This window comes from Hydrogenophaga sp. FG152 (assembly GCF_057809615.1).
Map to the genome: position 1 here is coordinate 215,614 of NZ_JBMDKH010000005.1, position 26,379 is coordinate 241,992.

General features: G+C 67.9%; 25 protein-coding genes. 13 read left to right on the forward strand and 12 right to left on the reverse strand.

Annotation, left to right across the window (positions count from 1 at the left end; all coding sequences use genetic code 11):
* Positions 1-7 precede the first annotated feature (7 nt).
* Positions 8-751: a 2,3-diphosphoglycerate-dependent phosphoglycerate mutase gene (gene gpmA / locus ACODTB_RS08410; protein WP_291114989.1), complete on the reverse strand. Its 744-nt coding sequence runs from the start codon at positions 749-751 to the stop codon at positions 8-10.
* A gap of 152 nt (positions 752-903) precedes the next feature.
* Here gpmA and ACODTB_RS08415 point away from each other — a divergent pair, with 152 nt between their 5' ends.
* The 4 genes from ACODTB_RS08415 (at position 904) to ACODTB_RS08430 (ending at position 3,218) form a co-directional block, all read left to right on the forward strand.
* Positions 904-1,314: a rhodanese-like domain-containing protein gene (locus tag ACODTB_RS08415; protein WP_291114991.1), complete on the forward strand. Its 411-nt coding sequence runs from the start codon at positions 904-906 to the stop codon at positions 1,312-1,314.
* 42 nt (positions 1,315-1,356) lie between these two features.
* On the forward strand, positions 1,357-1,614 hold the full coding sequence (gene grxC, locus ACODTB_RS08420; RefSeq protein ID WP_291114993.1) for a glutaredoxin 3: 258 nt from the start codon (positions 1,357-1,359) through the stop codon (positions 1,612-1,614).
* A 109-nt stretch (positions 1,615-1,723) separates the two neighbouring features.
* Complete coding sequence (gene secB, locus ACODTB_RS08425) at positions 1,724-2,182, forward strand: protein-export chaperone SecB (protein WP_291114995.1); 459 nt, start codon at positions 1,724-1,726, stop codon at positions 2,180-2,182.
* 19 nt (positions 2,183-2,201) lie between these two features.
* Positions 2,202-3,218: an NAD(P)H-dependent glycerol-3-phosphate dehydrogenase gene (locus tag ACODTB_RS08430; protein WP_488929243.1), complete on the forward strand. Its 1,017-nt coding sequence runs from the start codon at positions 2,202-2,204 to the stop codon at positions 3,216-3,218.
* Here ACODTB_RS08430 and ACODTB_RS08435 read toward each other — a convergent pair.
* The 3 genes from ACODTB_RS08435 to panB are packed head-to-tail and all read right to left on the reverse strand — an operon-like array spanning position 3,215 to position 5,238.
* Positions 3,215-3,466 carry a DUF1272 domain-containing protein gene (locus ACODTB_RS08435; protein WP_291114999.1) on the reverse strand — a complete coding sequence of 84 codons (252 nt, stop codon included), beginning with the start codon at positions 3,464-3,466 and terminating at the stop codon, positions 3,215-3,217. The two genes, ACODTB_RS08430 and ACODTB_RS08435, sit on opposite strands and share 4 nt — an antisense overlap.
* 17 nt (positions 3,467-3,483) lie before the next feature.
* Positions 3,484-4,335, reverse strand: coding sequence for a pantoate--beta-alanine ligase (gene panC / locus ACODTB_RS08440; RefSeq protein ID WP_291115001.1), 852 nt, complete (start codon positions 4,333-4,335; stop codon positions 3,484-3,486).
* Between the two features lie 15 nt (positions 4,336-4,350).
* Entirely contained in the window at positions 4,351-5,238 is an 888-nt protein-coding gene (gene panB / locus ACODTB_RS08445; RefSeq protein ID WP_291115003.1) for a 3-methyl-2-oxobutanoate hydroxymethyltransferase, read from the reverse strand.
* Between the two features lie 72 nt (positions 5,239-5,310).
* On the opposite strand from panB, the gene nadC reads away from it, so the two are divergent.
* Both nadC and nadA read left to right on the forward strand, forming a co-directional pair.
* Positions 5,311-6,174: a carboxylating nicotinate-nucleotide diphosphorylase gene (gene nadC / locus ACODTB_RS08450; protein WP_291115005.1), complete on the forward strand. Its 864-nt coding sequence runs from the start codon at positions 5,311-5,313 to the stop codon at positions 6,172-6,174.
* 30 nt (positions 6,175-6,204) lie between these two features.
* Positions 6,205-7,314 (forward strand): quinolinate synthase NadA, encoded by a 1,110-nt coding sequence (gene nadA / locus ACODTB_RS08455; protein ID WP_291115007.1) that lies wholly within the window; start codon positions 6,205-6,207, stop codon positions 7,312-7,314.
* Positions 7,315-7,386: 72 nt separating this feature from the next.
* On the opposite strand, the gene nadB is transcribed toward nadA, so the two are convergent.
* The 4 genes from nadB to ACODTB_RS08475 are packed head-to-tail and all read right to left on the reverse strand — an operon-like array spanning position 7,387 to position 11,758.
* Complete coding sequence (gene nadB, locus ACODTB_RS08460; protein WP_488929244.1) at positions 7,387-8,985, reverse strand: L-aspartate oxidase; 1,599 nt, start codon at positions 8,983-8,985, stop codon at positions 7,387-7,389.
* A complete protein-coding gene (locus ACODTB_RS08465; protein ID WP_291115011.1) occupies positions 8,982-9,830 on the reverse strand; it encodes a segregation and condensation protein A in 849 nt (282 codons plus the stop codon). Before ACODTB_RS08465 ends, nadB begins: the two co-directional genes overlap by 4 nt.
* Positions 9,831-9,842: 12 nt before the next feature.
* Positions 9,843-10,055: a DUF3460 family protein gene (locus ACODTB_RS08470; protein ID WP_291115013.1), complete on the reverse strand. Its 213-nt coding sequence runs from the start codon at positions 10,053-10,055 to the stop codon at positions 9,843-9,845.
* Positions 10,056-10,114: 59 nt separating this feature from the next.
* On the reverse strand, positions 10,115-11,758 hold the full coding sequence (locus ACODTB_RS08475; protein ID WP_291115015.1) for a SulP family inorganic anion transporter: 1,644 nt from the start codon (positions 11,756-11,758) through the stop codon (positions 10,115-10,117).
* 113 nt (positions 11,759-11,871) lie between these two features.
* Here ACODTB_RS08475 and bamE point away from each other — a divergent pair, with 113 nt between their 5' ends.
* Positions 11,872-12,384 (forward strand): outer membrane protein assembly factor BamE domain-containing protein, encoded by a 513-nt coding sequence (gene bamE / locus ACODTB_RS08480; RefSeq protein WP_291115039.1) that lies wholly within the window; start codon positions 11,872-11,874, stop codon positions 12,382-12,384.
* A 9-nt stretch (positions 12,385-12,393) separates the two neighbouring features.
* Here bamE and ACODTB_RS08485 read toward each other — a convergent pair whose 3' ends face one another.
* The gene (locus tag ACODTB_RS08485) at positions 12,394-13,137 is read right to left on the reverse strand and encodes a YoaK family protein (RefSeq protein ID WP_291115017.1); all 744 of its coding nucleotides are present in this window, start codon (positions 13,135-13,137) and stop codon (positions 12,394-12,396) included.
* A 14-nt stretch (positions 13,138-13,151) separates the two neighbouring features.
* Positions 13,152-15,206 carry a methionine--tRNA ligase gene (metG, locus tag ACODTB_RS08490; RefSeq protein ID WP_291115020.1) on the reverse strand — a complete coding sequence of 685 codons (2,055 nt, stop codon included), beginning with the start codon at positions 15,204-15,206 and terminating at the stop codon, positions 13,152-13,154.
* 160 nt (positions 15,207-15,366) lie between these two features.
* Between metG and apbC the strand changes: the two genes are divergently transcribed.
* The gene (apbC, locus tag ACODTB_RS08495) at positions 15,367-16,458 is read left to right on the forward strand and encodes an iron-sulfur cluster carrier protein ApbC (RefSeq protein ID WP_291115022.1); all 1,092 of its coding nucleotides are present in this window, start codon (positions 15,367-15,369) and stop codon (positions 16,456-16,458) included.
* A 60-nt stretch (positions 16,459-16,518) separates the two neighbouring features.
* Here apbC and ACODTB_RS08500 read toward each other — a convergent pair whose 3' ends face one another.
* Together ACODTB_RS08500 and ACODTB_RS08505 are read right to left on the reverse strand one after the other, a co-directional pair.
* On the reverse strand, positions 16,519-18,090 hold the full coding sequence (locus tag ACODTB_RS08500) for a benzoate-CoA ligase family protein (RefSeq protein ID WP_291115024.1): 1,572 nt from the start codon (positions 18,088-18,090) through the stop codon (positions 16,519-16,521).
* Positions 18,091-18,125: 35 nt separating this feature from the next.
* Positions 18,126-19,703 (reverse strand): 3,4-dehydroadipyl-CoA semialdehyde dehydrogenase, encoded by a 1,578-nt coding sequence (locus ACODTB_RS08505; protein WP_291115026.1) that lies wholly within the window; start codon positions 19,701-19,703, stop codon positions 18,126-18,128.
* 177 nt (positions 19,704-19,880) lie between these two features.
* On the opposite strand from ACODTB_RS08505, the gene ACODTB_RS08510 reads away from it, so the two are divergent.
* The 5 genes from ACODTB_RS08510 (at position 19,881) to ACODTB_RS08530 (ending at position 26,379) form a co-directional block, all read left to right on the forward strand.
* On the forward strand, positions 19,881-20,828 hold the full coding sequence (locus tag ACODTB_RS08510; protein ID WP_488929245.1) for a helix-turn-helix transcriptional regulator: 948 nt from the start codon (positions 19,881-19,883) through the stop codon (positions 20,826-20,828).
* Positions 20,829-20,973: 145 nt separating this feature from the next.
* Positions 20,974-22,641, forward strand: coding sequence for a 2,3-epoxybenzoyl-CoA dihydrolase (gene boxC, locus ACODTB_RS08515; protein WP_488929246.1), 1,668 nt, complete (start codon positions 20,974-20,976; stop codon positions 22,639-22,641).
* A 35-nt stretch (positions 22,642-22,676) separates the two neighbouring features.
* The gene (boxB, locus tag ACODTB_RS08520; protein WP_291115030.1) at positions 22,677-24,104 is read left to right on the forward strand and encodes a benzoyl-CoA 2,3-epoxidase subunit BoxB; all 1,428 of its coding nucleotides are present in this window, start codon (positions 22,677-22,679) and stop codon (positions 24,102-24,104) included.
* A gap of 134 nt (positions 24,105-24,238) precedes the next feature.
* Positions 24,239-25,540, forward strand: coding sequence for a benzoyl-CoA 2,3-epoxidase subunit BoxA (boxA, locus tag ACODTB_RS08525; protein WP_291115033.1), 1,302 nt, complete (start codon positions 24,239-24,241; stop codon positions 25,538-25,540).
* A gap of 206 nt (positions 25,541-25,746) precedes the next feature.
* Entirely contained in the window at positions 25,747-26,379 is a 633-nt protein-coding gene (locus tag ACODTB_RS08530) for a DUF3305 domain-containing protein (protein ID WP_488929247.1), read from the forward strand.

A 26,379-nucleotide genomic window follows, 5' to 3' on the forward strand; every position in this document is an offset into this window, starting at 1 on the left:
GCCGGTTTCAGGCCTTGCCCTGCGCCGCCACCGCCGCCGCGGCCTTCGCCGCCGCCTCGGCATCGCCCAGGTAGAAATGCCGGATCGGTTTCAGATCCGCGTCGAGTTCGTACACCAGTGGAATGCCGTTAGGGATGTTCACGCCCACGATGTCGTTGTCGGAAATGCCGTCGAGGTACTTCACCAGGGCGCGGATGCTGTTGCCATGCGCCGCCACCACCACCCGCTTGCCGGCCTTGATGGCCGGTGCCATGGCTTCGTTCCAGAAGGGCAAGACACGTGCCACCGTGTCCTTGAGGCACTCGGTGAGCGGGATTTCTTCGGGCTTGAGGCGGTCGTAGCGCCGGTCGCCGCGCTCGCTGCGCGGGTCCGTGGCCTCCAGGGCGGGCGGCGGCGTGTCGTAACTGCGCCGCCAGACCAGCACCTGCTCGTCGCCGTACTTTTTGGCCATGTCGGCCTTGTTCAGGCCCTGCAATGCACCATAGTGGCGCTCGTTGAGGCGCCAGCTGTGCACCACCGGCAACCAGGTGCGGTCCATCTCGTCCAGCGCGTGCCACAAGGTGCGCGTGGCGCGCTTGAGCACGCTGGTGTAGGCCAGGTCGAAGTCGTAACCCTCGGCCTTGAGCAGACGGCCGGCGTTCTTGGCCTGCTCCAGCCCGGTGGCGGTGAGGTCCACGTCGGTCCAGCCGGTGAAGCGGTTTTCCAGGTTCCAGGTGGATTCGCCATGGCGAATCAGGACGAGTTTGTACATGGGCAGGGCGTGCGTTGAAGAGCGGAAATGGGGACGGACGGGGAGATCACAAGCCGGGCCAACCGGCCTGTCGGGAGAGGTGCCACCGGGATGTGGCCGGCGCGGCACAGCCAAGCATTCTAAAATCCCGGGCTTACTCGAAAGGTGTATCTGTGAGTTTCTTCATCGAAAACTGGGTTCTGATTGCCGTGGCCATCACGTCGGGGGCCTTCCTGCTCTGGCCGCTGGCCTCTGCCGGCGGTCGCGCGGGGTCGCTCAACACGACCGAGGCCGTGCAGCTTATGAACCGCGACAAGGCGGTGGTGGTGGACGTGCGCGACGCCGAGGGTTTTGCGTCGGGTCACGTGATCGGCGCGAAAAACCTGCCTCTGGCCGACCTGGAGGCCAAGCTGCCCACCACGGTCAAGAACAAGGCGCTGCCGCTGATCTTCGTGTGCGCCAATGGCGCGAACGCGAACAAGGGCGTGGCCATCGCCAAGAAGCTGGGTTACGAGAACGCACATGCCCTGACCGGCGGCATGGGTGCCTGGCGCACCGCCAACCTGCCCGTGGAAAAAGCCTGATCATCGGGGCTTGTTCTTCATCGGGTTCGACAGGATTTCCGCATGGCCAAGGTCAAGATGTTCACCAGCGCGTACTGCCCCTACTGCAGCCGGGCCCGGGCCCTGCTCGACCGGCGGGGCGTGTCCGACCTGGAAGAGGTGTATGTGGACGGCAAGCCCGAACTGCGCGCCCAGATGACCCAGCTCACCGGGCGCACCAGCGTGCCGCAGATCTTCATCGGGGACACCCATGTGGGCGGCTGCGACGACCTGCACGCGCTCGACGGGCGCGGCGGCCTGGTGCCGATGCTGCAGGCCTGAGTCACGAAGCCGCCTTGCCGGGCTGACATAATCCCGGCAGTGCCCGCCGCAGGGACTTCGATCCCCGGCGGGTTTGTTTTTTCCTCCCCGAATCTTTCGAGACACCACCATGGCAGAAAACCAGGACCCCATCTTCCAGATCCAGCGCGTCTACCTCAAGGAAGCGTCCCTGGAACAACCCAATTCCCCGGCCATCCTGCTGGAGCAGGAGCAGCCCACGGTGGACATCCAGCTCGGCGTGGAAGCCAGCCCGGTGGCCGATGGCGTGTACGAGGTCTGCGTCACCGCCACGGTGACCACCAAGATCAAGGACAAGACGGTGTTCCTGGTCGAGGCCAAACAAGCCGGCATCTTCGAGATCCGCAACCTGCCGCAGGACCAGATGGGCCCGATCATGGGCATCGCCTGCCCGCAGATCGTCTACCCCTACCTGCGCAGCAACGTGGCCGACATCGTCCAGCGCGGCGGTTTCCCGCCGGTGCACCTGGCCGAGATCAACTTCCAGGCCATGTACGAGCAGCAGCAGGCGCAAGCCGCCGACGACGCACCGCGCATCGTCACGCAGTAAGTCCTCTCGCGGGGGACCCATGAACATCGTCGTGCTCGGAGCGGGTGCCTGGGGCACCGCCCTGGCCGTCGGCGCGACCGCCCAGGGCGGCGAGTTCCGCCAGGTGACGCTGTGGGCGCGCGATGCGCGGCAGGCCGATGACATGCGCGCGCAGCGCGAGAACCGGCGCTACCTGCCGGGCGTGGCCCTGCCGCCCTCGGTGGGCATCGATGCCGGTCCGCTGGATGCGTCCTCGAAGGTCTTGGCCGAGGCCGACCTGCTGATCATCGGCACGCCCATGTCGGGCCTGCGCGGCATGTTGCAGCTGCTGGCATCGCATCCCGCGCCCGTGGCCTGGTTATGCAAGGGTTTCGAGGCACCGCGCGAGGGCCACCATGGCCTGCTGGGCCATGAGGTGCGCGCCCAGGTGGCGCCACGGCTCAAGGCCGGTGTGCTCAGCGGCCCGAGCTTCGCGCAGGAAGTGGCGCGAGGCCAACCGACCGCCTTGGTGGCCGCGAGCGAACACGCCAGCGTGCGCGACATGCTGGTGGCCGCGTTCCACAGCCCCACGCTGCGCGTGTACGCCAACGAAGACATCGTGGGCGTGGAGGTGGGTGGCGCGGTGAAGAACCTGCTGGCCATCGCCACCGGCCTGTGCGATGGCCTGGACCTGGGCCTGAACGCGCGCGCCGCGCTGATCACGCGCGGCCTGGCCGAAATGACGCGCCTGGGGTTGGCCCTCGGCGCGCGCGCCGAGACCTTCATGGGCCTGTCGGGCCTGGGCGATCTGGTGCTCACCGCCACCGGCGATCTCTCGCGCAACCGCCGTGTCGGCCAGCTGCTGGCGCAGGGCATGAGCCTTCAGCAGGCGGTGGACTCGCTGGGCCACGTGGCCGAGGGGGTGTACAGCGCGCGCACCGCGGTGCAGCGCGCGCGCCTGCTGGGCGTGGACATGCCGATCAGCGAGGGCGTGGTCGCCTTGATCGAGGGCCGCCTGAAGCCAGCGCAGGCCGTGGCCGCGCTCATGGGGCGCGACCCGAAAGAAGAAGGCCTCTAGGCCGCCGCTGACGCGCAGCCTTCCGGCTTGAGCACGCGCTCGGTCGAGGCCGGATGCCGCGCCAGCGCCGCCGCCGGCCGGCGTGGGCGGCGCACCAGTTCACCGCCGCAATTGGGGCAGGTGTGGTTGAGCCGGGTGTCGGCGCAGTCGCTGCAGAACGTGCATTCGAAGGTGCAGATGCGCGCTTCGGTGCTTTCGTTGGGCAGGTCCCGGTTGCAGCATTCGCAATTGGGGCGCAGTTGCAGCATGGCAGACCTCCGGGAACTCAGATTTCGAAGTTGTCGATCAGGCGTGTCTTGCCCAGGCGCGCGGCGCCCAGCACCACCAGGGGGTCGCCGGCCTGCGGCGCCTGCAGGTCGGCGCGGCGGCGCACGGTGAGGTAGTCGGGCTGCCAGCCGCGCGCGGCCAGGGCCTTCATGGCGCGTTCTTCCAGCCCCGGCAGGTGCCGCGCCAGGCCATCGGCGGCGGCCAGGGCGTCGCGCCCCAGCGCCCGCAAGGCCAGCGAGAGCTGCACCGCCTCGGCGCGCTCGGCCTCGCTCAGGTAACCATTGCGCGAACTCAGCGCCAGGCCATCGGCCGCGCGCTGCGTGGGCACGCTCACGATGGTCACCGGCAGGGCGAACTGCTGCGCCATGCGGCGGATCACCATCTGCTGCTGGTAGTCCTTCTGGCCGAAGACCGCGTGGCGCGGGCCCTTGCCCTCGGTCAGCACGCACTGGAACAGCTTCATCACCACGGTGCAGACCCCGGTGAAGAAACCAGGCCGGAAATGGCCTTCGAGGATGTCGGCCAGCTCGGCAGGCGGCTGCACCTTGAAACCCTGGGGCTCGGGGTACAGCTCCTTTTCCGATGGGGCGAAGACCACGTCGCAGCCTTCCGCGGCGAGCTTGTCGCAATCGGCCTGCAGGGTACGGGGGTAGGTGTCGAAGTCCTCGTGCGGCGCGAACTGCAGGCGGTTGACGAAGATGCTGGCCACGGTCACGTCGCCCAGGGGTTTGGCGGCGCGCACCAGATCCAGGTGGCCGTCGTGCAGGTTGCCCATGGTGGGCACGAGGGCAGGCGCGTTGAAGGGCCGCAGCGTGGCGCGCAACTCTTCGATGGTGTGAACGAGTTTCATGGGTGGATCGTTGATTTACCAGGCGTGCAGGCTGTCGTCGGGGAAGCTGCCGTCCTTCACAGCGGTCACGTAGGCGGCCATGGCGTCGCGCACGCTGCTGGCGCCTTCCATGAAGTTGCGCACGAACTTCGGGTTCTTGCCCAGGTTGACGCCGAGCATGTCGTGCATCACCAGCACCTGACCGGCCGTGCCCTTGCCCGCGCCGATGCCGATGGTGTGGCAATGCGGCAACTGGCCGGTGATCTCGGCCGACAGCGCGGCGGGCACCATCTCGAGCACCAGCATGGTGGCGCCTGCGTCCTGCAGCTCCAGCGCGTGGCGTTTGAGCGTGAGCGCGGCCGCGTCGCCACGGCCCTGCACGCGGTAACCGCCCAGAGCGTGAACGGTCTGCGGGGTCAGGCCCAGGTGGGCGCACACGGGGATGCCGCGCTCCACCAGGAAACGCACGGTCTCGGCCGTCCAGCCACCGCCCTCGAGCTTGATCATGTGGGCGCCCGCGTGCACCAGCTGCGCCGCGCTTCGCATCGCCTGTTCCTTGGACTCGTGGTAGCTGCCGAACGGCAGATCGCCCAGCAGCCAGGCCGTGCCCTGCACGCGGCGCAGGCCGCGCGCCACGCTCTCCACGTGGTAGGCCATGGTCTCCAGCGTCACGCCGGCCGTGCTGGCCAGGCCCTGGCACACCATGCCCAGCGAATCACCGACCAGGATGCATTCCACGCCGGCGGCGTCGGCCACGGCGGCGAAGGTCGCGTCGTAGGCGGTCAGCATGGTGATCTTCTCGCCACGCTCGCGCAGCTCGTTCAGCCGGGGCAGGCTCACCGGCTTACGCTGGGGCAGGGGCGAGGCCGCGGGCAGTGTGCCATAGGGGGTGGCCATGGGCGTGGGGTTTGTGGGGGTGCTCATCTGGAAATCCCGCAGGGGTTGGGGGTGGGTGAGAATCGGGCACTATAGACCAAACCGCTATGCTTGCGCCCCATGAAACACCTCTCTGAATTCACCCAGGCCGACGTGCAGGAGCTGGCCCGGCGCGACGTGGCGCTGGCGCTGGCCGAAGACGTGGGCGCGGGTGACCTGACCGCCGCACTGGTGGACGCGCAGCGCCCCGCGCAGGCCCGCATTCTGGCGCGTGAAGCGGCCGTGATCTGCGGTACGCCCTGGGTGGAAGCCGCCGTGCGCGCGCTCGACCCGCAGGCCAGGCTGACCTGGCACGTGGGCGAAGGCCAGCGCTGCGCGGCCAACCAGACCGTGCTCGCCATCGAGGGCCGCGCGCAGGCGCTGCTAACGGCCGAGCGCACCGCGCTCAACTTCCTGCAGCTGCTCTCGGCCGTGGCCACCAAGACCGCCACCTTCGTCGACACCGTGGCCGGCACGCGCGCGCAGATCGTGGACACGCGCAAGACCCTGCCGGGCCTGCGCCTGGCCCAGAAGTACGCGGTGAAGACCGGCGGCGGCGTGAACCACCGCATCGGCCTGTACGACGCGGTGCTGATCAAGGAAAACCACATCGCCGCGGCCGGTGGCGTGGCCCATGTGCTGCAGCGAGTGCGCGAGACCGCGCCCCAGGCGCGTTTCGTCGAGATCGAGGTGGAGACCCTGGCCCAGCTTGAAGAAGCCCTGGCCTGCGGCGCCACCATGGTGCTGCTCGACAACATGGACATTCCCACGCTCCAGGCGGCGGTGCGGCTCAACGCCGGCCGCGCGATCCTCGAAATCTCCGGTGGCGTGAACCTGGACACCGTGCGGGCCCTTGCAGAAACCGGGGTCGACCGCATCTCTGTCGGCGCCCTCACCAAGGACGTCAAGGCCACCGACTTTTCCATGCGTTTCCAGACGCTCTGAGGCGTCGGAACTCCGAGACACAACGACCCCATGAACACCGCAGACCCTTCCGTCATCGACGTGGAATACGAACAGCCGGCCTGCCCCACGCAGCATGCCTGGGCGCGCGTGCCGGTCGAGCCCGGCCCGAAGCAGCGCGCCGCGCTCAAGGAGCGCATCCGCCAGCTGTTGAAGGAGCGCAACGCGGTGATGGTGTCGCACTACTACGTGCACCCCGACCTGCAGGACCTCGCCATCGAGACCGGTGGCATCGTGAGCGATTCGCTTGAAATGGCTCGTTTCGGCCGTGACCACGCGGCGACCACGCTGGTGGTCTCGGGCGTGCGCTTCATGGGCGAGACCGCCAAGATCCTGAGCCCGGAGAAAACCGTGCTCATGCCCGACCTCGATGCGAACTGCTCGCTCGACCTGGGTTGCCCGATCGACGAGTTCAATGCCTTCTGCGATGCCCACCCCGACCGCACCGTGGTGGTCTATGCCAACACCAGCGCGGCCGTGAAGGCGCGCTCGGATTGGCTGGTCACCTCCAGCTGCGCGCTCGACATCGTGCAGGCGCTCAAGGAGAAGGGCCACAAGATCCTGTGGGCGCCCGACAAGCACCTGGGTGCCTACATCCAGCGCGAGACCGGTGCCGACATGGTGATGTGGACCGGCTCGTGCATCGTGCACGACGAGTTCAAGGCTTTCGAACTCGAAGCGCTCAAGAAGGAGCACCCCAAGGCCAAGGTGCTGGTGCACCCGGAAAGCCCGGCCGACGTGATCGCGCTGGCCGATGCCGTGGGCTCGACCTCGGCCATCCTGAAGGCCGCGCGCACGCTGGACGCGCCCGAGTTCATCGTCGCCACCGACAACGGCATGATGCACATGCTGCGCCAGCAGAACCCGGGCAAGGTGTTCATCGAGGCGCCGACCGCCGGCAACAGCGCCACCTGCAAGAGTTGCGCGCACTGCCCCTGGATGGCGATGAATGGCCTGGCGGGCGTGGCGCAGATCCTCGAAAAAGGCCTCAACGAGATCCACGTCGACCCGGCGCTGATCCCGCTGGCGCGCCGGCCGATCGACCGCATGCTCGCCTTCACGGCCGCGCAGCGCAACGGTCAGAACCCGGGCGCTCTCGTCCCGAACATCGGCGCGGCGTAGGAGCGCTCCAACCAGGATGCCGCGGAACTGGCTCTGCCAGGCCGCAGGCATCGCCCCCTGGGGGGGTGCGCGTCAGCGCGCGGGGGGGACCAATATCGTCGGTTTCGCCTCGGGCAGCAGCCCGGGGTAGTCGCGGCTGAAATGCAGGCCACGGCTCTCGTGCCGCAGCAGGGCGGACTTCACGATCAGGTCGGCCACCTGCACCAGGTTGCGCAGCTCCAGCAGATCGCGCGTGACGTGGAACTGCGAGTAGAACTCCTGGATCTCGCGCTGCAGCAGCGCGATGCGGTGCGCCGCGCGCTCCAGCCGCTTGTTGGTGCGCACAATGCCCACGTAGTCCCACATGAAGCGGCGCAGCTCGTCCCAGTTGTGCGAGATCACGACCTGCTCGTCGGCGTCGGTCACGCGGCTGTCGTCCCACAGCGGCGCGGCCGGCGCGGCGGGTGCCGCCGGGGCGTTGCGGATCGCGTTGACCGCGCCTTGCGCGAACACCATGCATTCCACCAGCGAGTTGCTGGCCAGGCGGTTGGCGCCGTGCAGGCCGGTGCAGGTGGTCTCGCCCACCGCGTACAGGCCGGCGATGTCGGTGTGGCCGGCCAGGTCGGTCACCACGCCGCCGCAGGTGTAGTGCGCGGCCGGCACCACGGGAATCGGCTCGCGCGTGATGTCGATGCCCAGCTCGGCGCAGCGTGCGAGGATGTTGGGAAAGTGCTCGCGCAGGAACTCGGGCGGCTGGTGCGAGATGTCCAGGTGCACGCAGTCCAGCCCGTGCTTCTTCATCTCGAAGTCGATCGCGCGCGCCACCACGTCGCGCGGCGCGAGTTCGGCGCGCGGGTCGTGGTCGGGCATGAAGCGGCGGCTGCCCAGGTGGGGCGGCAGCTTGAGGTGGCCGCCTTCGCCGCGCACCGCCTCGGTGATGAGGAAGCTCTTGGCGTGCGGGTGGTACAGGCAGGTCGGGTGAAACTGGATGAACTCCATGTTGCCCACCTGGCAGCCGGCGCGCCAGGCCGCAGCGATGCCGTCGCCGGTCGCGGTGTCGGGGTTGGTGGTGTAGAGGTAGACCTTGCCCGCGCCGCCCGTGGCCAGCACGGTGTGGGTGGCGCTGAAGGTCAGGACCTCGTCGCGCTCGGTGTCCAGCACGTAGGCGCCGAAGCAGCGCGGCTGGCCATCGGTGCCCGGGTGTTTGCGGTCGGTGATGAGGTCGACCAGCATGTGGTGCTCAAACAGCTGGATCTCGGGCGTTGCGCGCACGCGCTCGATGAGCGTGGCCTGCACGGCCGCGCCGGTGGCGTCGGCCGCGTGCACGATGCGGCGGTGGCTGTGGCCGCCCTCGCGGGTCAGGTGCAGTTCACCGTCTTCCAGCGAGAACGGCACGCCGAGTTCCTGCAGCCAGGCGATGGCGGCCGGGGCGTTCTCCACCGTGAACTGCGTGGCTTCCAGGTCGCACAGGCCAGCGCCGGCCACCAGGGTGTCCTCCACGTGCGAGGCCACGCTGTCGCCCTCGGCCAGCACGGCGGCAATGCCGCCCTGCGCCCAGTTGCTCGAGCCGTCGCTGAGCGCGCGCTTGGTGATCACCGCCACGCGGTGGGTCTTGGCCAGGTGCAGCGCGGCGGTGAGACCGGCCAGGCCGCTGCCGATGATGAGGACGTCGAGGCGATGGGGGTCGGTCATGCGGGGGTGTAGGCGAGACGGACGTAGATGGGGGCGAAGGCCTCGGCCTGAGTCAGCTCGATCAGCGTTTCCTTGGCGAGTTCGAGCATGGCGATGAAGGTGACGACCAGCACTGGTGAGCCGAGCGAAGGGTCGAACAGCTCGCCGAATTCCACGAATTTTCGGCCCTGCAGATGGCGCAGCACGATGCTCATGTGCTCGCGCACCGAGAGCTCCTCGCGGCTGATCTTGTGGTGCTGCACCAGCTTGGCGCGTTTGAGGATGTCGCGCCAGGCGCTTTGCAGGTCGATCGCGTTCACGTCGGGGAAGCGCGGCACCAGGGCCTGTTCCACGTAGACCTGGGCGCGCAGGAAATCGCGACCGTACTGCGGGCTGTCGGCCAGGCGGTGCGCGGCCAGTTTCATCTGCTCGTACTCGAGCAGGCGGCGCACCAGTTCGGCTCGGGGGTCTTCCGGTTCCTCGCCCTCGGCCGTCTTCTTGGGCGGCAGCAGCATGCGCGACTTGATCTCGATCAGCATGGCCGCCATCAGCAGGTACTCGGCCGCCAGCTCCAGGTTGCTGGCGCGGATCTCATCGACGTAGGTGAGGTACTGGCGGGTCACCGCCGCCATTGGAATGTCGAGGATGTTGAAGTTCTGCTTGCGGATCAGGTAGAGCAGCAGGTCCAGCGGGCCTTCGAAGGCCTCCAGGAAGATCTGCAGCGCGTCCGGCGGGATGTACAGGTCGCGCGGCATGGCGAACAGCGGTTCGCCGTAGAGCCGCGCCAGCGCCACGTGGTCCACCACCGATGGCAGGACATCGTCCAGCCCCTGCGGGGCCTCGTTGAGCGTGTGCGGATCGCTCATGGAAACGAACGATCAGGCGAGGTCGGAACCGGTCTGGTAGACGTAGGGCTGCTGGGGCACGCGGGCGGCCTCGGCCTTGGCCTGGAATTCACGGTCGATCTGCTTGTCCCACAACAGGGCGCGCCCCTGGCGCTGCGACTGCTCCAGCCCCGGCTTGCCGGCCTTGAGCTGTTCGATGAACTGCGTCGTGTCGGATTGGTAATCGGGGCGGCGGAAGAAGGACATGGTGGCCTCGGTGGTGCGCGGAGTGAAAGAGGCCGATTTTACCGGGCCGCCCTGGGGCCTCACTGGAAGGTGTTCAGCCGCCCCGCGAAGCCGGAGCGTTCGATCAGCGAACGCGGTTGGGCGTGCAGGCCCACCATGCCCAGGTGGCCGCCGCGCTTGTGCACCGCCTTGTGCAGCTGTTCCAGCGCGTCCAGCCCGGTGGTGTCGAGCGAGATCATGTGGCTGGCATCCAGCATCACATTGATCGGCGTGGGGGAACGCTCCACGTCGGCGACGATGGGATCGATCTTGGCCACGGCGCCGAAGAACAGCGAGCCGTAGAGCTTGTAGGTGGCCTGCTGCTCGGTGCGCGCCACCGGCTCGGCGCGGAAGATCTCGCTCTGGCGGCGCACGAACAGCACCACCGCCAGCACCAGGCCGAGCTCGACCGCCACCGTGAGGTCGAAGACGATGGTGACGAAGAAGGTGGACAGCAGCATCAACCGGTAGTGGTTGCTGAACTGCCTCAGGCGCCCGAATTCGCGCCATTCGCCCATGTTCCAGGCCACGAACAGCAGCACGCCGGCCAGCACCGCCAGCGGGATGTGGTAGGCCAGCGGCGCGGCCACCAGAACCACGGCGGCCAGCGTGAGCGCATGCACCATGCCGGCCACCGGCGAGGCGGCGCCCGAGCGGATGTTGGTCACGGTGCGCGCGATGGTGCCGGTGGCGGGCATGCCACCGAAGAAGGGCACCACGGCGTTGGCGACGCCTTGCGCCATCAGCTCCTGGTTGGGGTCGTGCTTGGGCGCGTCGCTCAGCTGGTCGGCGACGCGCGCGCACAGCAGCGATTCGATGGCGCCCAGCAGCGCGATGGTGAGCGTGGGCGTCACCAGCAGGCGCACGGTCTCCCACGAGAAGTCGGGCAGCTCGAAGGCCGGCGTGCCGCGCGGGATGCCGCCAAAGCGCGTGCCGATGGTCTCCACCGGCAAGCTCAGGGCCCAGGCCAGCAGCGTGAGCGTGACCAGGGCCACCACCGGGCCGGGCAGGCGCGAGGTGGCCTTGAGCGCGCTCACCCGGTCCAGCTTCTCGATCTGGCGGCGGAACTGGAAATCCACCGCCCACAGGCGCGGCCAGACGAACAGGCCCAGCACGCACAGGCCGCCGAGCGCGAAGGCAAAGGGGTTGAAGCTGTCGAGGTGCTGCGCCAGGGCCTTCATCTGGCCGAAAAAGCTGCCCGGCATCTTCGCGATCTCCAACCCGAGCAGGTCGCGCACCTGCGACAGCGCGATCAGCACCGCGATGCCGTTGGTGAAGCCGATCACGACACTCACCGGCACGTAGCGCACCAGCGTGCCCAGGCGGAACAGGCCCAGCAGGAACAGCAGCACGCCCGCGCTGGCGGTGGCGATCAGCAGGTTGGCCACGCCGTAGCGCTCGACGATACCGTAGACGATGACGATGAAGGCGCCGGCCGGGCCGCCGATCTGCATCGAGGTGCCGCCCAGGGCGGAGATCAGGAAGCCCGCGATGATCGCGGTCCACAGGCCGGCCTCGGGCTTGAGGCCGCTGGCGATCGCGAAGGCCATGGCCAGGGGCAGCGCCACGATGCCCACTGTGGCACCCGCACCCACATCGCGCGCGAGCTTGTCGCGGTTGTAGCCTCGCAGGTCTTTCAGCAGGCGAGGGCGGAACGGCGCCAGGGGCGGCAGGCCTTGGAACATGGGCCGATGTTACCTTTGGCTACGGTTCACGCCGCCCGCCAAGCTTGAGCCGTGGGGTCGGGCATTAGACTGGCCTTTTGATCTGGACAAGGACCGACATGCGAACAGCGGCGATGGGCAGGACGTGGCGTGGCGCGCTGGGGCTGCTGGGCGGGCTCGGCCTGGCGGGCCTGCTGGCGGCCTGCGACCCGCAGAACATCAGCGAGCTGGAAGAGGGCGTGTCCACCGAGGCCGACGTGCGCGAACGCTTCGGCGCGCCCGAGGCGGTGTGGGAAGGCGAAGACGGCGCGCAGATCTACGAGTACAACCGCCAGCCCGCGGGCCACACCAACTACATGATCACCATCGGCCCGGACGGCAAGATGGCCTCGCTGCGCCAGGTGCTCAACCCGCGCACCTTTGCCCAGGTGCAGCCCGGCATGCCGATGGAGGCGGTGCGCCGCATGCTGGGCAAGCCCATGAAGATCACCACCTACGCGCTCAAGCGCGAGACGCACTACGACTGGCGCTACCTCGAAAGCCCGAACGTGGGCGAGTCCCAGGTGTTCACGGTGGTGTTCGACGCCGACCTCAAGGTGGTGCGCACGATGTCGGTGCGCGACCCGGATCTGGACAAGAACCGCTGAACGGCGGCGTCAGGCGGCTGCCCGCAGCCGCTGCCAGTCGTCCAGTGCCGGGCGCATCACCAGCAGCAGAAGCATCAGCGCCAGCGGCAGGGTGCTGATGAAACCAAGGTGCTTGAAGCCCAGCGCGCCCGCCAGCCCGCCGAAGAAGAAGCAGGCGATCAGCTGGCCGTGCACGCGCAGCCTGCCGCGGTGGGCCCGCACCGGCGCCGCACCCGGCTGCCGGTTCACGTAGAGCAGCTTGCCCAGCTCGATGCCCAGGTCCGTCACCAGGCCGGTGACGTGGGTGGTGCGGATGGTCGCGCGCGAGATCTTGGTGATCACCGCGTTCTGCAGGCCCATGATGAAACACAGCAGCACCACGGTGAGCGGCAGGAAGACCGGCGTCATGAAACCCATGGCGGCACCGAACAGGCCGAACACCAGCAGCGCGGCGGCCTCCAGCACCAGGGGCAGGCCGTAGGCGCTGCGCAGTTCGCGGCGCAGGCCCCAGTTCACCAGCCAGGCCGTGGTCATGGCCCCGAGCAGGAAGGCCAGCACCGAGCCCAGGCCGGCCAGGGCCAGCGTGAGTTCGCCCAGCACCAGGTGGTCGGCCACCGACGACACGATGCCCGTCATGTGCGAGGTGTACTGGCCCACGGCCAGCAAGCCGCCCGCGTTGGCCGCCCCGGCCACGAAGGCCAGCACCGAGCCGAGCTTCAGATCGGTCTGCGGCGTGCGCTGCAGACTGGTGAAGCCCCGGATCGGTTTGAACACGGGCGAGCCGCCGTTCAGCGCACCCGCATGCCCGGCGTGGCGCCGGGCCAGGGGTTGAGCACGTGGATGCCGGGCTCGGCGTTCTCGTCGGCGTGGCTGGCGGCCAGCACCATGCCTTCGCTGACGCCGAACTTCATCTTGCGCGGCGCGAGGTTGGCCACCACCACGGTGAGCTTGCCCACCAGGTCTTCGGGCGCGTAGGCGCTGGCGATGCCGCTGAACACGTTGCGCGTGCGGCCCTCGCCCACGTCGAGCGTGAGGCGCAGCAGCTTGCTCGAGCCTTCCACGGCCTCGCAGTTCACGATCTGCGCGATGCGCAGGTCGATCTTGGCGAAGTCGTCGATGGTGATCGTGTCGGCGATCGGTTCGCCCCCCGGCACCGTGGCGGCCTGCGCGGGCGCCGGTGGCGGCTCGAACAGGGCGTCGAGCTGCTTCACGTCCACGCGCTGCATCAGGTGCTGGTAGGCCTTGATCGCGTGCCCCTTGCCGAGCAGGCGCGTGGTGTGGGCGAACTGCAGCGGCGCGGCTTGCAGGAAGTCCTCCACCTGCGCGGCGAGCGCGGGCAGCACCGGCTTGAGGTAGAGCGTGAGCAGGCGGAAGGCCTCGATGCAGGTGGTGCACACGTCGTGCAGGCGCCCGTCCATGCCGTCCTGCTTGGCGAGTTCCCAGGGCTTGTTCTGGTCCACGTAGGCGTTCACGCGGTCGGCCAGCTGCATGATCTCGCGCAGCGCCTTGCCGTACTCGCGCTCGGCGTAGAGCTCGGCGACGCCGGGCGCGGCGCTCTGGAGGTGGTCGAGCAGCGCGTCGCCGTCGGCCGAGACCTCGCCCAGGCGGCCCTCGAAGCGCTTGGCGATGAAGCCGGCCGCGCGCGAAGCGATGTTGATGTACTTGCCCACCAGGTCGCTGTTGACGCGCAGCATGAAGTCCTCGGGGTTGAAATCCAGGTCTTCGTTGCGGCTGCTCAGTTTGGCGGCCAGGTAGTAGCGCAGCCACTCGGGGTTCATGCCCAGCTGCAGGTACTTCAGCGGGTCCAGGCCGGTGCCCCGGCTCTTGCTCATCTTCTCGCCGTTGTTGATGGTGAGGAAACCGTGCACGAACACCGCGTTGGGCACCTTGCGGCCGCTGAACTTCAGCATCGCGGGCCAGAACAGGGTGTGGAAGGTGATGATGTCCTTGCCGATGAAGTGGTACTGCTCGGTGCTCGGGTCGGCCATGAAGGCGTCGAAGTCGCGGCCGGTCTTGTCGAACAGGTTCTTCAGGGAGGCCAGGTAGCCCACCGGCGCGTCCAGCCACACGTAGAAGTACTTGCCCGGGGCGTCCGGGATCTCGATGCCGAAGTAGGGCGCGTCGCGGCTGATGTCCCAGTCGCCCATCTTGGGCTTGCCGTCCTCGCCGGGTTCGATCCACTCGCTGATCTTGTTGAGCACCTCGGGCTGCACCGCACCGCTCTGGGTCCACTGGTCAAGAAAGGCCAGGCAGCGCGGGTCGGAGAGCTTGAAGAAGAAGTGCTCCGATTGCTTGAGCACCGGCTTGGCGCCCGACAGGGCCGAGTAGGGGTTGATCAGGTCGGTCGGGCTGTAGACCTTGCTGCAGACCTCGCAGTTGTCGCCGTACTGGTCCTTGGCGTGGCAGTTCGGGCACTCGCCCTTGATGAAGCGGTCGGGCAGGAACATGTTCTTCTCGGGGTCGAAGAACTGCTCGATGGTGCGCGTCTCGATCAGGCCGTTGGCCTTGAGCGCGCGGTACACGTCCTGGGCCAGCGCGTGGTTTTCCGGGCCGTCGGTGCTGTGCCAGTTGTCGAAGCCGATGTGGAACCCGTCCAGGTAGGGCTTGCGACCGGCGGCGATGTCGGCCACGAACTGCTGCGGGGTTTTGCCGGCCTTGTCGGCGGCGATCATGATGGGGGCACCGTGCGCGTCGTCGGCGCACACGAAGTTCACCTCGTGGCCCTGCATGCGCTGGAAACGCACCCAGATGTCGGCCTGGATGTACTCCATGATGTGGCCGATGTGGAAATGGCCGTTGGCGTAGGGCAGGGCGGTGGTGACGAACAGGCGTCGCTGGCTCATGGGAAGGGCTTTCTGTCGGGGAACCGGCCATTTTACGGGCCGATGCCCTCATGGCGCCTGTGTGTATGCCCTTGACCCGGGGGTGACGTTAGACTTCCCCACGCTCCCGCACCCCTCACAACACCGATACCCCACACCCCCTCTCAGGAGACCGTTTCCCATGGCCGTTGATTCCCAGGCACTGCTGACCGCGCTGCAAGCCGTTGTCGATCCCAACACCGGCAAGGATTTTGTCTCCACCAAGGCGGTGAAGAACCTGCAGGTGGCCGAGGGCGATGTCTCGTTCGAGGTGGAGATGGGCTACCCCGCCAAAAGCCAGCTGCCGTCGCTGCGCCGCGCGCTGATCGCCGCGGCCAGGTCGGTGCCCGGCGTGGACAACGTGTCGGTCAACATGGGCACGAAGATCACCGCGCACGCTGTGCAGCGCGGTGTGCAGCTCATGCCCAACGTGAAGAACATCATCGCCGTGGCCTCGGGCAAGGGTGGCGTGGGCAAGAGCACCACCGCCGTCAACCTGGCGCTGGCGCTGGCCGCCGAAGGCGCGAAGGTCGGCATCCTGGACGCCGACATCTACGGCCCCAGCCAGCCCATGATGATGGGCGTGGAAGGCCGGCCCGAAAGCTCGGACGGCAAGACCATGGACCCGCTGGAAAACTACGGCGTGCAGGTGATCTCCATCGGCTTCCTGATCGACCGCGACGAGGCCATGATCTGGCGCGGCCCCATGGCCACCCAGGCGCTGGAGCAGCTGCTGCGCCAGACCAACTGGACCGACCTGGACTACCTCATCGTCGACATGCCGCCGGGCACCGGCGACATCCAGCTCACGCTGAGCCAGCGCGTGCCGCTCACCGGCGCCGTGATCGTGACCACGCCGCAGGACATTGCGCTGCTCGACGCGCGCAAGGGCATCAAGATGTTCGAGAAGGTGGGCGTGCCCATCCTGGGCATCGTGGAGAACATGGCGGTGCACGTGTGCGAGAAGTGCGGCCACGTGGAGCACATCTTCGGCGCCGACGGCGGCAAGAAGATGGCGGCCGAATACGGCATGGACTACCTGGGCGCGCTGCCGCTGAACATGAGCATCCGTGTGCAGGCCGACAGCGGCATGCCCACCGTGGTGGCCGACCCCGAGGGCGAGATCGCCAACCTCTACAAGGGCGTGGCGCGGCAGGTGGCGATCAAGATCGCGGCCAAGTCCAAGGACTTTTCCAGCAAGTTCCCATCGATCAAGATTTCGAAGGACACCTGAAGCCTTCTCGCCCAAACAAAAGCCGGCGTCAGCCGGCTTTTTTCATGGGGCCAGGGAGGCTTAACCGGCCTCCCGCTCCCGCAGCCGGAAGCGCTGGATCTTGCCCGTGGCCGTCTTCGGCAGTTCCGGCAGGAACTCGATGAAGCGCGGGTACTTGTAGGGCGCGAGCTTTTCCTTCACGAATGCCTGCAGCTCGGCTTCGGTGGCCTGAGCGCCGGCCTTGAGCACCACGAAGGCCTTGGTCTTGGTCAGGCCGTCGGCGTCGGTCTTGCCGATCACGGCGGCTTCCAGCACGGCGGGGTGCTGCACCAGCGTGGCCTCCACCTCGAACGGGCTCACATAGATGCCGCTGACCTTGAGCATGTCGTCGTTGCGGCCCGCGTAGGTGCAGTAGCCGTCCGCGTCGCGGGAATACTTGTCGCCGGCCTTGGTCCAGCCGCCCTGGAAGGTGTCGCGGCTCTTGCCGCGGTTGTTCCAGTACATCAGCGCGGCGCTCGGGCCCTTGATGTAGAGGTCGCCGATCTCGCCATCGGCCACGGGCTGGCCGTCCTCGCCACGCAGTTCGATCTGGTAGCCCGGCACGGGCTTGCCGGTGGTGCCATAGCGCACGTCGCCGGGGCGGTTGGAGAGGAACACGTGCAGCATTTCGGTGGAGCCGATGCCGTCGATGATCTCGACGCCGAAGTGGTTCGTCCAGCGTTGACCGATGTCCTGCGGCAGGGCCTCACCGGCCGAGGAGCACAGGCGCAGCGCCACCTCGCTCTTCCTGGGCAGGTCGGCGGCGGCGAGCATGCCGCCGTAACCGGTGGGCGCGCCGTAGAACACCGTGGGTTGATGGTCCTTGAAGCGCTTGAAGCAGGCCTGCGGCGTCGGGCGCTCGGCCATCAGCACCACGCTGGCGCCGACGCTGAGCGGGAAGCTCAGCGCGTTGCCCAGGCCGTAGGCGAAGAACAGCTTGGCGGCGGAGAACACCACGTCGTTCTCGCGCAGCGCCAGCACGCCCTTGCCATACAGCTCGGCGGTCCAGTACAGGTTGGCCTGGGTGTGCACCGTGCCCTTGGGCGCGCCGGTGGAGCCCGAGGAATACAGCCAGAACGCTGGTTCGTCGCCGTGCGTGTCGGCGGCCTGTGCCGCCGGGGCATGACTGCCCACCAGGGTGCTGAAATGGTGCACGCCATCGGGCAGGGCACCCGTCGCGCGCGAGGCGATGAGGTGCTTCACCTCGTGGCCGCCCTGGGCCGTCAGGTTGTCCAGCGCGGTCTGCAGCGTGGGCAGCAGCGCGGCCGACACCAGCGCGGCCTGGGCGCGGCTGTTGGCCATCATGTATGCATAGTCCTGCGCGGTCAGCAAGGTGTTCACCGCCACCGGCACCACGCCCGCGTGCAGCGCGCCGAGGAAGGCCACCACCCAGTCGCTGCTGTCGTGCATGAGCAGCAGCACGCGCTCTTCACGGCGCAGGCCCAAGGCGCTGAGCGCGGCGGAGAACCGCCGCACCTGATCGCTGAGTTCGCCGTAGCTCAGCTGGCCCTGGTCGTCGATCAGGGCGGTCTTGGCCGCGCGGCCGCTGTTGAATTCCAGCAGGTGGCGCGCGAAGTTGAAGCGCTCGGGGGGCGGTGCGACGGTGGTGTCCATGGGGTTGTCTCCTCTGCGGTTCTCGGGGTTCGGGCTCAATACTTCAAGGCTACCGCCGAGGCGGCCAGGGCGTCCAGCGCGGCGCTGCTGGCCTGCACCGCGCTGCGGCGGTGGTAGAAGCCGAGCGCGCGCAGGCCGCCGAGTTCTTCACCGCCACCGGCGCGGCCGGGGCCGCCGTGCAGCGACATGGGCATCACGTTGCCGTGGCCGGTCTGGCTGGCCGCCACGTCGGGCGAGATGGCGTGCACGCGGCCGTGGGCCGAGCCCAGCTCCAGCGCGGCGCTGGCGGTGAAGGCCGGGTCGGCGCTGTAGACCGAACACACCAGCGAGCCTTCGCCGCGGCGGATGAGTTCGTAGGCCTGTTCGATGCCGTCGTAGGCCATCAGCGTGGCCACCGGGCCGAACACCTCGACCTCGTGCAGCACCTTCGCCTTCGCGGGTTCGCGCGAGCCCAGCAGCGTGGGCGCCACGCAGGCCGCCACCGCGGCGTCGGCGTCCACCAGCGCGGCGCCGCTGCCGTCGAACAGCACCTCGGCTTCGGTGCGCAGCCTGGCGATGCCTTCGAGCACGCTGGCCTTCTGCTCCTGGCTCACCAGCGAACCCATGCGCACGCTCTCGTTGCGCGGGTTGCCCACGCTGGTCTTGGTGAGCTTGGCGCCGATGGCCTGGGCGGCCGCGTCGTACAGCGCGCGCGGCACGAACACGCGGCGGATCGCGGTGCACTTCTGGCCGGCCTTCACCGTCATCTCGCGCACCACCTCGCTCACCAGCAGGTTGAAGGCTTCGCTGTCGGCCGTGGCGGCCGGGTCGAGCAGGGCACTGTTGAGGCTGTCGGCCTCGATGTTGCAACGCACTGAAGCGGAGGCTACCGCCGGGTGGCTGCGGATGATGCGCGCCGTGTCAGCCGAACCGGTGAACGACACCACATCGAAGGGCCGCAGCTGGTCCATGAGGCCGGCGGAGGAGCCGCAGACCACCGAGAGCGCGCCCACCGGCAGGATGTTCGCGTCGATCACGTCCTTGACCATGCGCTGCGTGAGCCACGCGGTGGCCGTGGCCGGTTTGATGATCACTGGCACGCCCGAGAGCAGGGCGGGCGCGGCCTTCTCCCACAGGCCCCAGCTCGGGAAGTTGAAGGCGTTGATGAAGAGCGCCACGCCGTGCGTGGGCTGCAGCACGTGCTGGGTCTGGAACACCGGGTCCTTGCCCATGCGGATGCGTTCGCCGTCGAGCAGCGCGCGCGCGCCGCCCAGGGCCTCGCCCTGCTTGGCGTAATAGCCCAGCGTGAAGATGCCGCCGTCGATGTCGACCGCCGAGTCCTTGGTGGTGGTGCCCGAGTTGGCGGTGGCGATCTCGTAGTAGGCATCGCGGTTGGCCTGAAGCACCTTGACGATGGCCGCCAGCAGGCCAGCGCGTTCGCCATAGCTCAGGGCGCGCAGGGCCCGGCCGCCCTGTTCGCGGGCGAAGTGGAAACCGGCGGCCAGGTCCAGCCCGGCGCTGCTGACGCGCGCGAGTTCGGTGCCGAGCACCGGGTCGAACAAGGGCGTGCCCGCCCCGGTGCCGGTCTGCCATTGGCCGCCGAGGAAGTTGGGAAGCAGGGAAGAGGGGGTCATGGTGGTTGTCTCGGTGGGTGGTGGCGGACCCCGGGCACTGGCCGCAGGGAGAGAATGGCGCTATAAATGCACTATCTTGCGTTTTGCGAATTGTGCATTAAAGTGCATGTTTTGCCGAATGGCAAGCCCTCAAAGGGTTTTTCCCGCCCAACCGATCCACAGAAAGGTCAGCCCACCATGGACATCGACGCGACCGGCGTGATGGCCGCCAGCGAGGCCAAGCAGCCCGGCGCCGAAGAGGAGCGCCACCCCTTTCTGGTGGCGCTGGGCGAGCGCGTGCGCACCCTGCGCTCGCGCCGGGGCATGACGCGCAAGGCGGTGGCGATCGCGGCCGATGTGTCGGAGCGGCACTTGGCCAACCTCGAGTACGGCACCGGCAACGCGTCCATCCTGGTGCTGCTGCAGGTGGCGCAGGCGCTGCAGTGTTCACTGGCTGAGCTGCTGGGAGATGTGAGTACAAGCTCACCAGAGTGGTTGCTGATCCGTGAGTTGCTGGAAAAGCGCAACGAAGCCGACCTGCGGCGTGCCCGCATCGCCATCGGCAGCCTGCTCGGTGGCGGCGCGGCCAGTGGCGGTGACCCTGGGCGCAAGGCGCGCATCGCCCTCATCGGCCTGCGCGGCGCGGGCAAGTCCACCCTGGGCCAGCGCCTGGCCGACGACCTGGGTTTTGCCTTCATCGAATTGAGCCGAGAAATCGAGAAATTCGCCGGCTGCAGCATCAACGAGATCCACTCCCTCTACGGCACGCCGGCCTACCGCCGCTACGAGCGCCGCGCCCTGGAAGAGGCGATCCAGATCTACCCCGAGGTGGTGATCGCCACCCCCGGTGGCCTGGTGTCCGACGCAGCCAACTTCAACCTGCTGCTGTCCCACTGCACCACGGTGTGGCTGCAGGCCGACCCGGCCGACCACATGGGGCGCGTGGCGGCCCAGGGCGACCTGCGGCCCATGGCCGCAAGTCGCGAGGCCATGGAAGATCTCAAGCGCATCCTGGCCGGGCGTTCGGCCTTCTATTCCAAGGCCGACATGGCGTTTGACACCAGCGCCTACAACCTGGAAGACGCTTTCCACGCGCTGCGGGCCCAAGTGCGTGAGGCAATCGGGTTCGAAGAAAAACATGCATGAAAGTGCATTGACGTTTCTGACTTTGTGAATTATTATTCACATCACCAGGTTCGGACCGGCGTTTGAGTGCAGGTCACCGGGCCTGATCCCGCCGCAGTCCCCTGCGGACCGCCATCGACCTCAGACACCTGCCCGGAGACACCCCATGAGCGCCACCGCCACGCCCCCCGCCGTCGACTACCGCACCGATCCCAGCCAGTACCGCCACTGGAAGCTGTCGTTCGAAGGCGATGTCGCCACCCTGGCCGTCGACATCAACGAAGACGCCGGCATCCGCCCCGGCTACAAGCTCAAGCTCAACAGCTACGACCTGGGCGTGGACATCGAGCTGCACGACGCGCTCAACCGCGTGCGCTTCGAACACCCCGAAGTGCGCACGGTGGTCGTCACCAGCGGCAAGGACCGCGTGTTCTGCTCCGGCGCCAACATCTTCATGCTCGGCCTCTCCAGCCACGCCTGGAAGGTGAACTTCTGCAAGTTCACCAACGAGACCCGCAATGGCATTGAAGACTCTTCCAAATACAGTGGCCTGAAGTTTGTCGCCGCGCTCAACGGTGCCTGCGCCGGCGGCGGCTACGAGCTGGCCCTGGCCTGCGACGAGATCGTGCTGGTGGACGACCGTTCCTCTGCCGTGTCCCTGCCCGAAGTGCCGCTGCTCGGCGTGCTGCCCGGCACCGGCGGCCTGACCCGCGTGACCGACAAGCGCCATGTGCGCCACGACCTGGCCGACATCTTCTGCACCACCAGCGAAGGCGTGCGGGGCCAGAAGGCCGTGGACTGGCGCCTGGTGGACTCGATTGCCAAGCCGCAGCAGTTCGCCGCCCATGTGAAAGAGCGCGCCGCCGCGCTGGCCGCGAAGAGCGACCGCCCCGCCGCCGGCAAGGGCGTGGCCCTGACCCGCGTCGAGCGCACCGACAGCGCCGACGGCATCAGCTACCGCTACGTGAACGTGTCGATCGACCGCGCCAAGCGCAACGTCACCCTCACGGTCAAGGCCCCTACCGGCGCACAGCCGATCGACATCGCCGGCATCGAAGCCGCCGGTGCGGCCTGGTGGCCGCTGCAGATGGCGCGCGAACTCGACGACGCCATCCTCTGCCTGCGCACCAACGAACTCGACATCGGCACCTGGCTGCTCAAAACCGAAGGTGATGCCGCCGCCGTGCTCGCCAGCGACACGCTGATGCTCGCGAACAAGGACCACTGGCTGGTGCGCGAGACCCTGGGCCTGATGCGCCGCACCTTCGCCCGCCTGGACGTGTCCTCGCGCAGCCTGTTCGCGCTGATCGAGTCCGGCTCCTGCTTCGCCGGCTCGCTGGCCGAGCTGGCCTTCTGCGCCGACCGCGCCTACATGCTGGCCCTGCCCGACGACGCCGATGCCGCGCCCAAGCTGCAGCTGGGCGAGTTCAACTTCGGCTTCCTGCCGATGGTCAACGAACAATCGCGCCTGCAGCGCCGCTTCTACGAAGAGACGGCCCCGATGGAAGCCGCGCGCGGTGCCATCGGCCAGGCGCTGGACGCCGACGCCGCGCTGGCCCTGGGCCTGGTGACGGCCGCGCCTGACGACATCGACTGGGCCGACGAAGTGCGCATGGCGCTCGAAGAGCGCGCGGCCATGTCGCCCGACGCGCTGACCGGCCTGGAAGCCAACCTGCGTTTCGCGCAGAAGGAAAACATGGCCACCCGCATCTTCGGCCGCCTCACCGCCTGGCAGAACTGGATCTTCATCCGCCCCAACGCCGTCGGCGAAAAGGGTGCGCTGAAGGTCTACGGCAAAGGCGACAAGGCCGCCTTCGATTTCAACCGCGTCTGATTTCATTCCAGCCACCGAACCCGAGGAAGCACGACATGAGCACGATCAACTACAGCGAGAAGATCCCCAACAACGTCAACCTCAGCGAAGACCGCACGCTGCAGCGCGCGCTCGAAGGCTGGCAGCCCAACTTCATCAACTGGTGGGACGACGTGGGCCCCGAGGGGTCGACCAACCACGAGGTCTACTTGCGCACCGCGGTCAGCGTGGACCCGCAGGGCTGGGCCCAGTTCGGCCACGTGAAGATGCGCGACTACCGCTGGGGCATCTTCCTGAACCCGGGCGACGCCGAGCGCAAGGTGCATTTCGGCGACCACCTGGGTGAAAAAGCCTGGCAGGACGTGCCTGGTGAACACCGCGCCAACCTGCGCCGCATCATCGTCACGCAGGGCGACACCGAGCCCGCCTCGGTCGAGCAGCAGCGCCACCTGGGCCTGACCGCGCCCAGCATGTACGACCTGCGCAACCTGTTCCAGATCAACGTGGAAGAAGGCCGCCACCTGTGGGCCATGGTCTACCTGCTGCACAAGCACTTCGGCCGCGACGGCCGCGAAGAGGCCGAGGCGCTGTTGCAGCGCACCTCGGGCAGCCAGGACAACCCGCGCATCCTGGGCGCGTTCAACGAGAAGACGCCCGACTGGCTGGCCTTCTTCATGTTCACCTACTTCACCGACCGCGACGGCAAGTTCCAGCTCTCGGCCCTGGCCGAGTCCGCGTTCGACCCGCTGGCCCGCACGACCAAATTCATGCTGACCGAAGAAGCGCACCACATGTTCGTGGGTGAAAGCGGCGTCTCGCGCGTGCTCACGCGCACCGCGCAGGTGATGAACGAGCTCAAGACCGACGACGCGCAGAAGGTGCGCGCCGCTGGCGCCATCGACCTGGGCACCATCCAGCGTTACCTGAACTTCCACTACTCGGTGACCATCGACCTGTTCGGCGCCGACCAGTCGAGCAACGCCGCGATCTTCTACAGCTCGGGCCTCAAGGGCCGCTACGAAGAAGGCAAGCGCACCGACGACCACGTGCTCAAGGGCCAGACCTACAAGGTGCTCGAGGTGAAGGACGGCCAGCTTGTCGAGAAGGACGTGCCGATGCTCAACGCGCTCAACGAGGTGCTGCGCGACGACTTCATCGCCGACTCCGTGGCTGGCGTGAACCGCTGGAACAAGGTGCTGGAAAAGGCCGGCATCCCCACGCGCCTGACCGTGCCGCACAAGGCCTTCAACCGCCAGATCGGCGCGCTCGCCGGCATCAAGATGTCGCCCGACGGCCGCGTGGTGAGCGAGGCCGAGTGGGCCGCGAAGAAGAGCGAATGGCTGCCGACGCCGGAAGACTTCGCTTTTGTCGCGTCGCTGATGGGCCGCGTGGTCGATCCCGGCAAGTTCGCCGGCTGGATCGCACCGCCGGTCATGGGCATCAACCGTCAGCCGGTCGATTTCGAGTACGTCAGGTTTGGGTGATCCCCCCCGCGCCGCGCCTGCGGCGCGTCACCCCCCAGGGGGCGTCGCTGGCGGCCTGGCAAAGCCAGTTCCGCGGCGACCTTGGTTGAACATCTTCTCGCTCCTACACTGTCTCGATTCCTGGAGACACCATCATGAACGCTGTTGCCGAAGCCGCTGTCATCAAGCAGCACCTGATCGACCCCGAGATCTGCATCCGCTGCAACACCTGCGAAGCGATCTGCCCGGTGCAGGCGATCACGCACGACAACCTCAACTACGTGGTCGACGCGTCCAAGTGCAACCTGTGCATGGACTGCATCTCGCCGTGCCCCACGGGCTCGATCGACAACTGGCGCATGATGCCGCGCGTGCGGGCCTACACGACCGCCGAGCAGCTCACCTGGGAATCGCTGCCGGCCGAGCTGCCGCCCGAAGAGCTCGAAGGCCTGGCCGATGCCGATGCCGACGTGTCCGTGGCCGCGCCGCCCGCCGCCGCGCCCGCGGTGGCGAAAGACCCCAGCGGTGAGGAGGCCTTCAACTCGTCGGCCTTCGGCGCGACGCTGCCGCCCTGGTCGGCCGCGCACGCCTACAGCAACCTCTACGGTCCCAAGGCCACGCAGAAGACCGTGACCGCCACCGTGGTGGGCAATGTGCGCGTGACCGAAGTCGGCAAGACCGCCGGCAGCGACTACGACACCCACCACATCGTGCTCGATTTCGGCGCCATGCCCTTCCCGGTGCTGGAAGGCCAGAGCATCGGCGTCGTGCCGCCGGGCGTGGACGACATCGGCCGCCGTCACCACGCGCGCCAGTACTCCATCGCCAGCCCGCGCAACGGCGAGCGCCCGGGTTACAACAACCTGTCGCTGACCATCAAGCGCGTGCTCGAAGACCACGACGGCGAACCGGTGCGTGGCGTGGCGAGCAATTACATGTGCGACCTCAAGGTGGGCGACAAGGTGGAGGTGATCGGGCCGTTCGGCACCAGCTTCCTCATGCCCAACCACCCGCGCTCGAACATCGTGATGATCTGCACCGGCACCGGCAGCGCGCCCATGCGCGCCATGACCGAATGGCGCCGGCGCCTGCGCGCCTCGGGCAAGTTCGAGGGCGGCAAGCTCATGCTGTTCTTCGGTGCACGAACCCAGGAAGAGCTGCCGTACTTCGGTCCGCTGCAAAGCCTGCCCAAGGATTTCATCGACACCAACTTCGCGTTCAGCCGCACGCCGGGCCAGCCCAAGCGCTACGTGCAGGATGTGATGCGCGAGCGCGCGGCCGACCTGGCCTTGCTGCTGCAGGACCCGAACACGTACTTTTATGTGTGCGGCCTCAAGAGCATGGAAGAGGGCGTGGTGCTGGCGCTGCGCGATGTGGCGCAGGGCGCGGGCCTGAACTGGGACACCGTGGGCGGTGCACTCAAGCGCGAAGGACGCCTGCACCTCGAGACGTACTAGAGGATCCCCCTGCGCCGCGCCTGCGGCGCGTCACCCCCCAGGGGGCGACACCTGAGGCCCGGCAAAGCCGGTTCCTCGGTGTCCTGGATGGGCGTGGCTGGCGTGCCAGCGCTCAGGGTTTCCCCGCGCATGCCGCAGTCGGTGGCTGGGTGATCCCGCACAGACTGCGCTCACCCCGGGTGGATGGCTTACATTGCGATCTTCATATGAAGATTGAACATACGTTGCCCGCCACCCGCAGCCGACCCGCCATCGAGGTCGATGTGGTGATGCGGCGCGAGCCGGTGAGTGGGCCCATGAGCCGCTGGCAGGCCTGGCGATGGGTGCTGGCCGACGTGATGGTGCACAGCGATCCCGACGAGACCGGCCCGGCACCCGAGCACGAAAGCCACGAACCGCAGGCGGTCGAGCCGGTGGACACCCTGGGCGTCGACGCGCAGGCCACGCACTGGCTGTTCCCGCGTTTTCGCGTCGAGCTGTTCCGCGACGATGCCGAGGGCTACTTCCTGAATCTCAACAGCCCGAACCCCTGTTTCTGGGTGTTCTGGCGCGCCGACGAAGCGCGCCTGCTCGACGGCGAGCCCATGGCGGTGCCGCAGATCGTCACGCTGAGTTACCACGATGCCGGCCGCTGGCTTGACGCGCAGGAGCGCGTGGACCAGGTCGCCGCGCCCGACGAGGTGGTGGGCTGGCTGCGCGCTTTCGTGGACACCACCTACCAGCCCGAACCCAAGCGCCGCAAGCGGCCCGACAGCTTCAAGCCACTGACCGACCGCTTCGGCCAGCCCGTGCGCATCAGCACCAGCAAGCTGCGTGGCGGCGGGCCGCCCGGAGAGTGA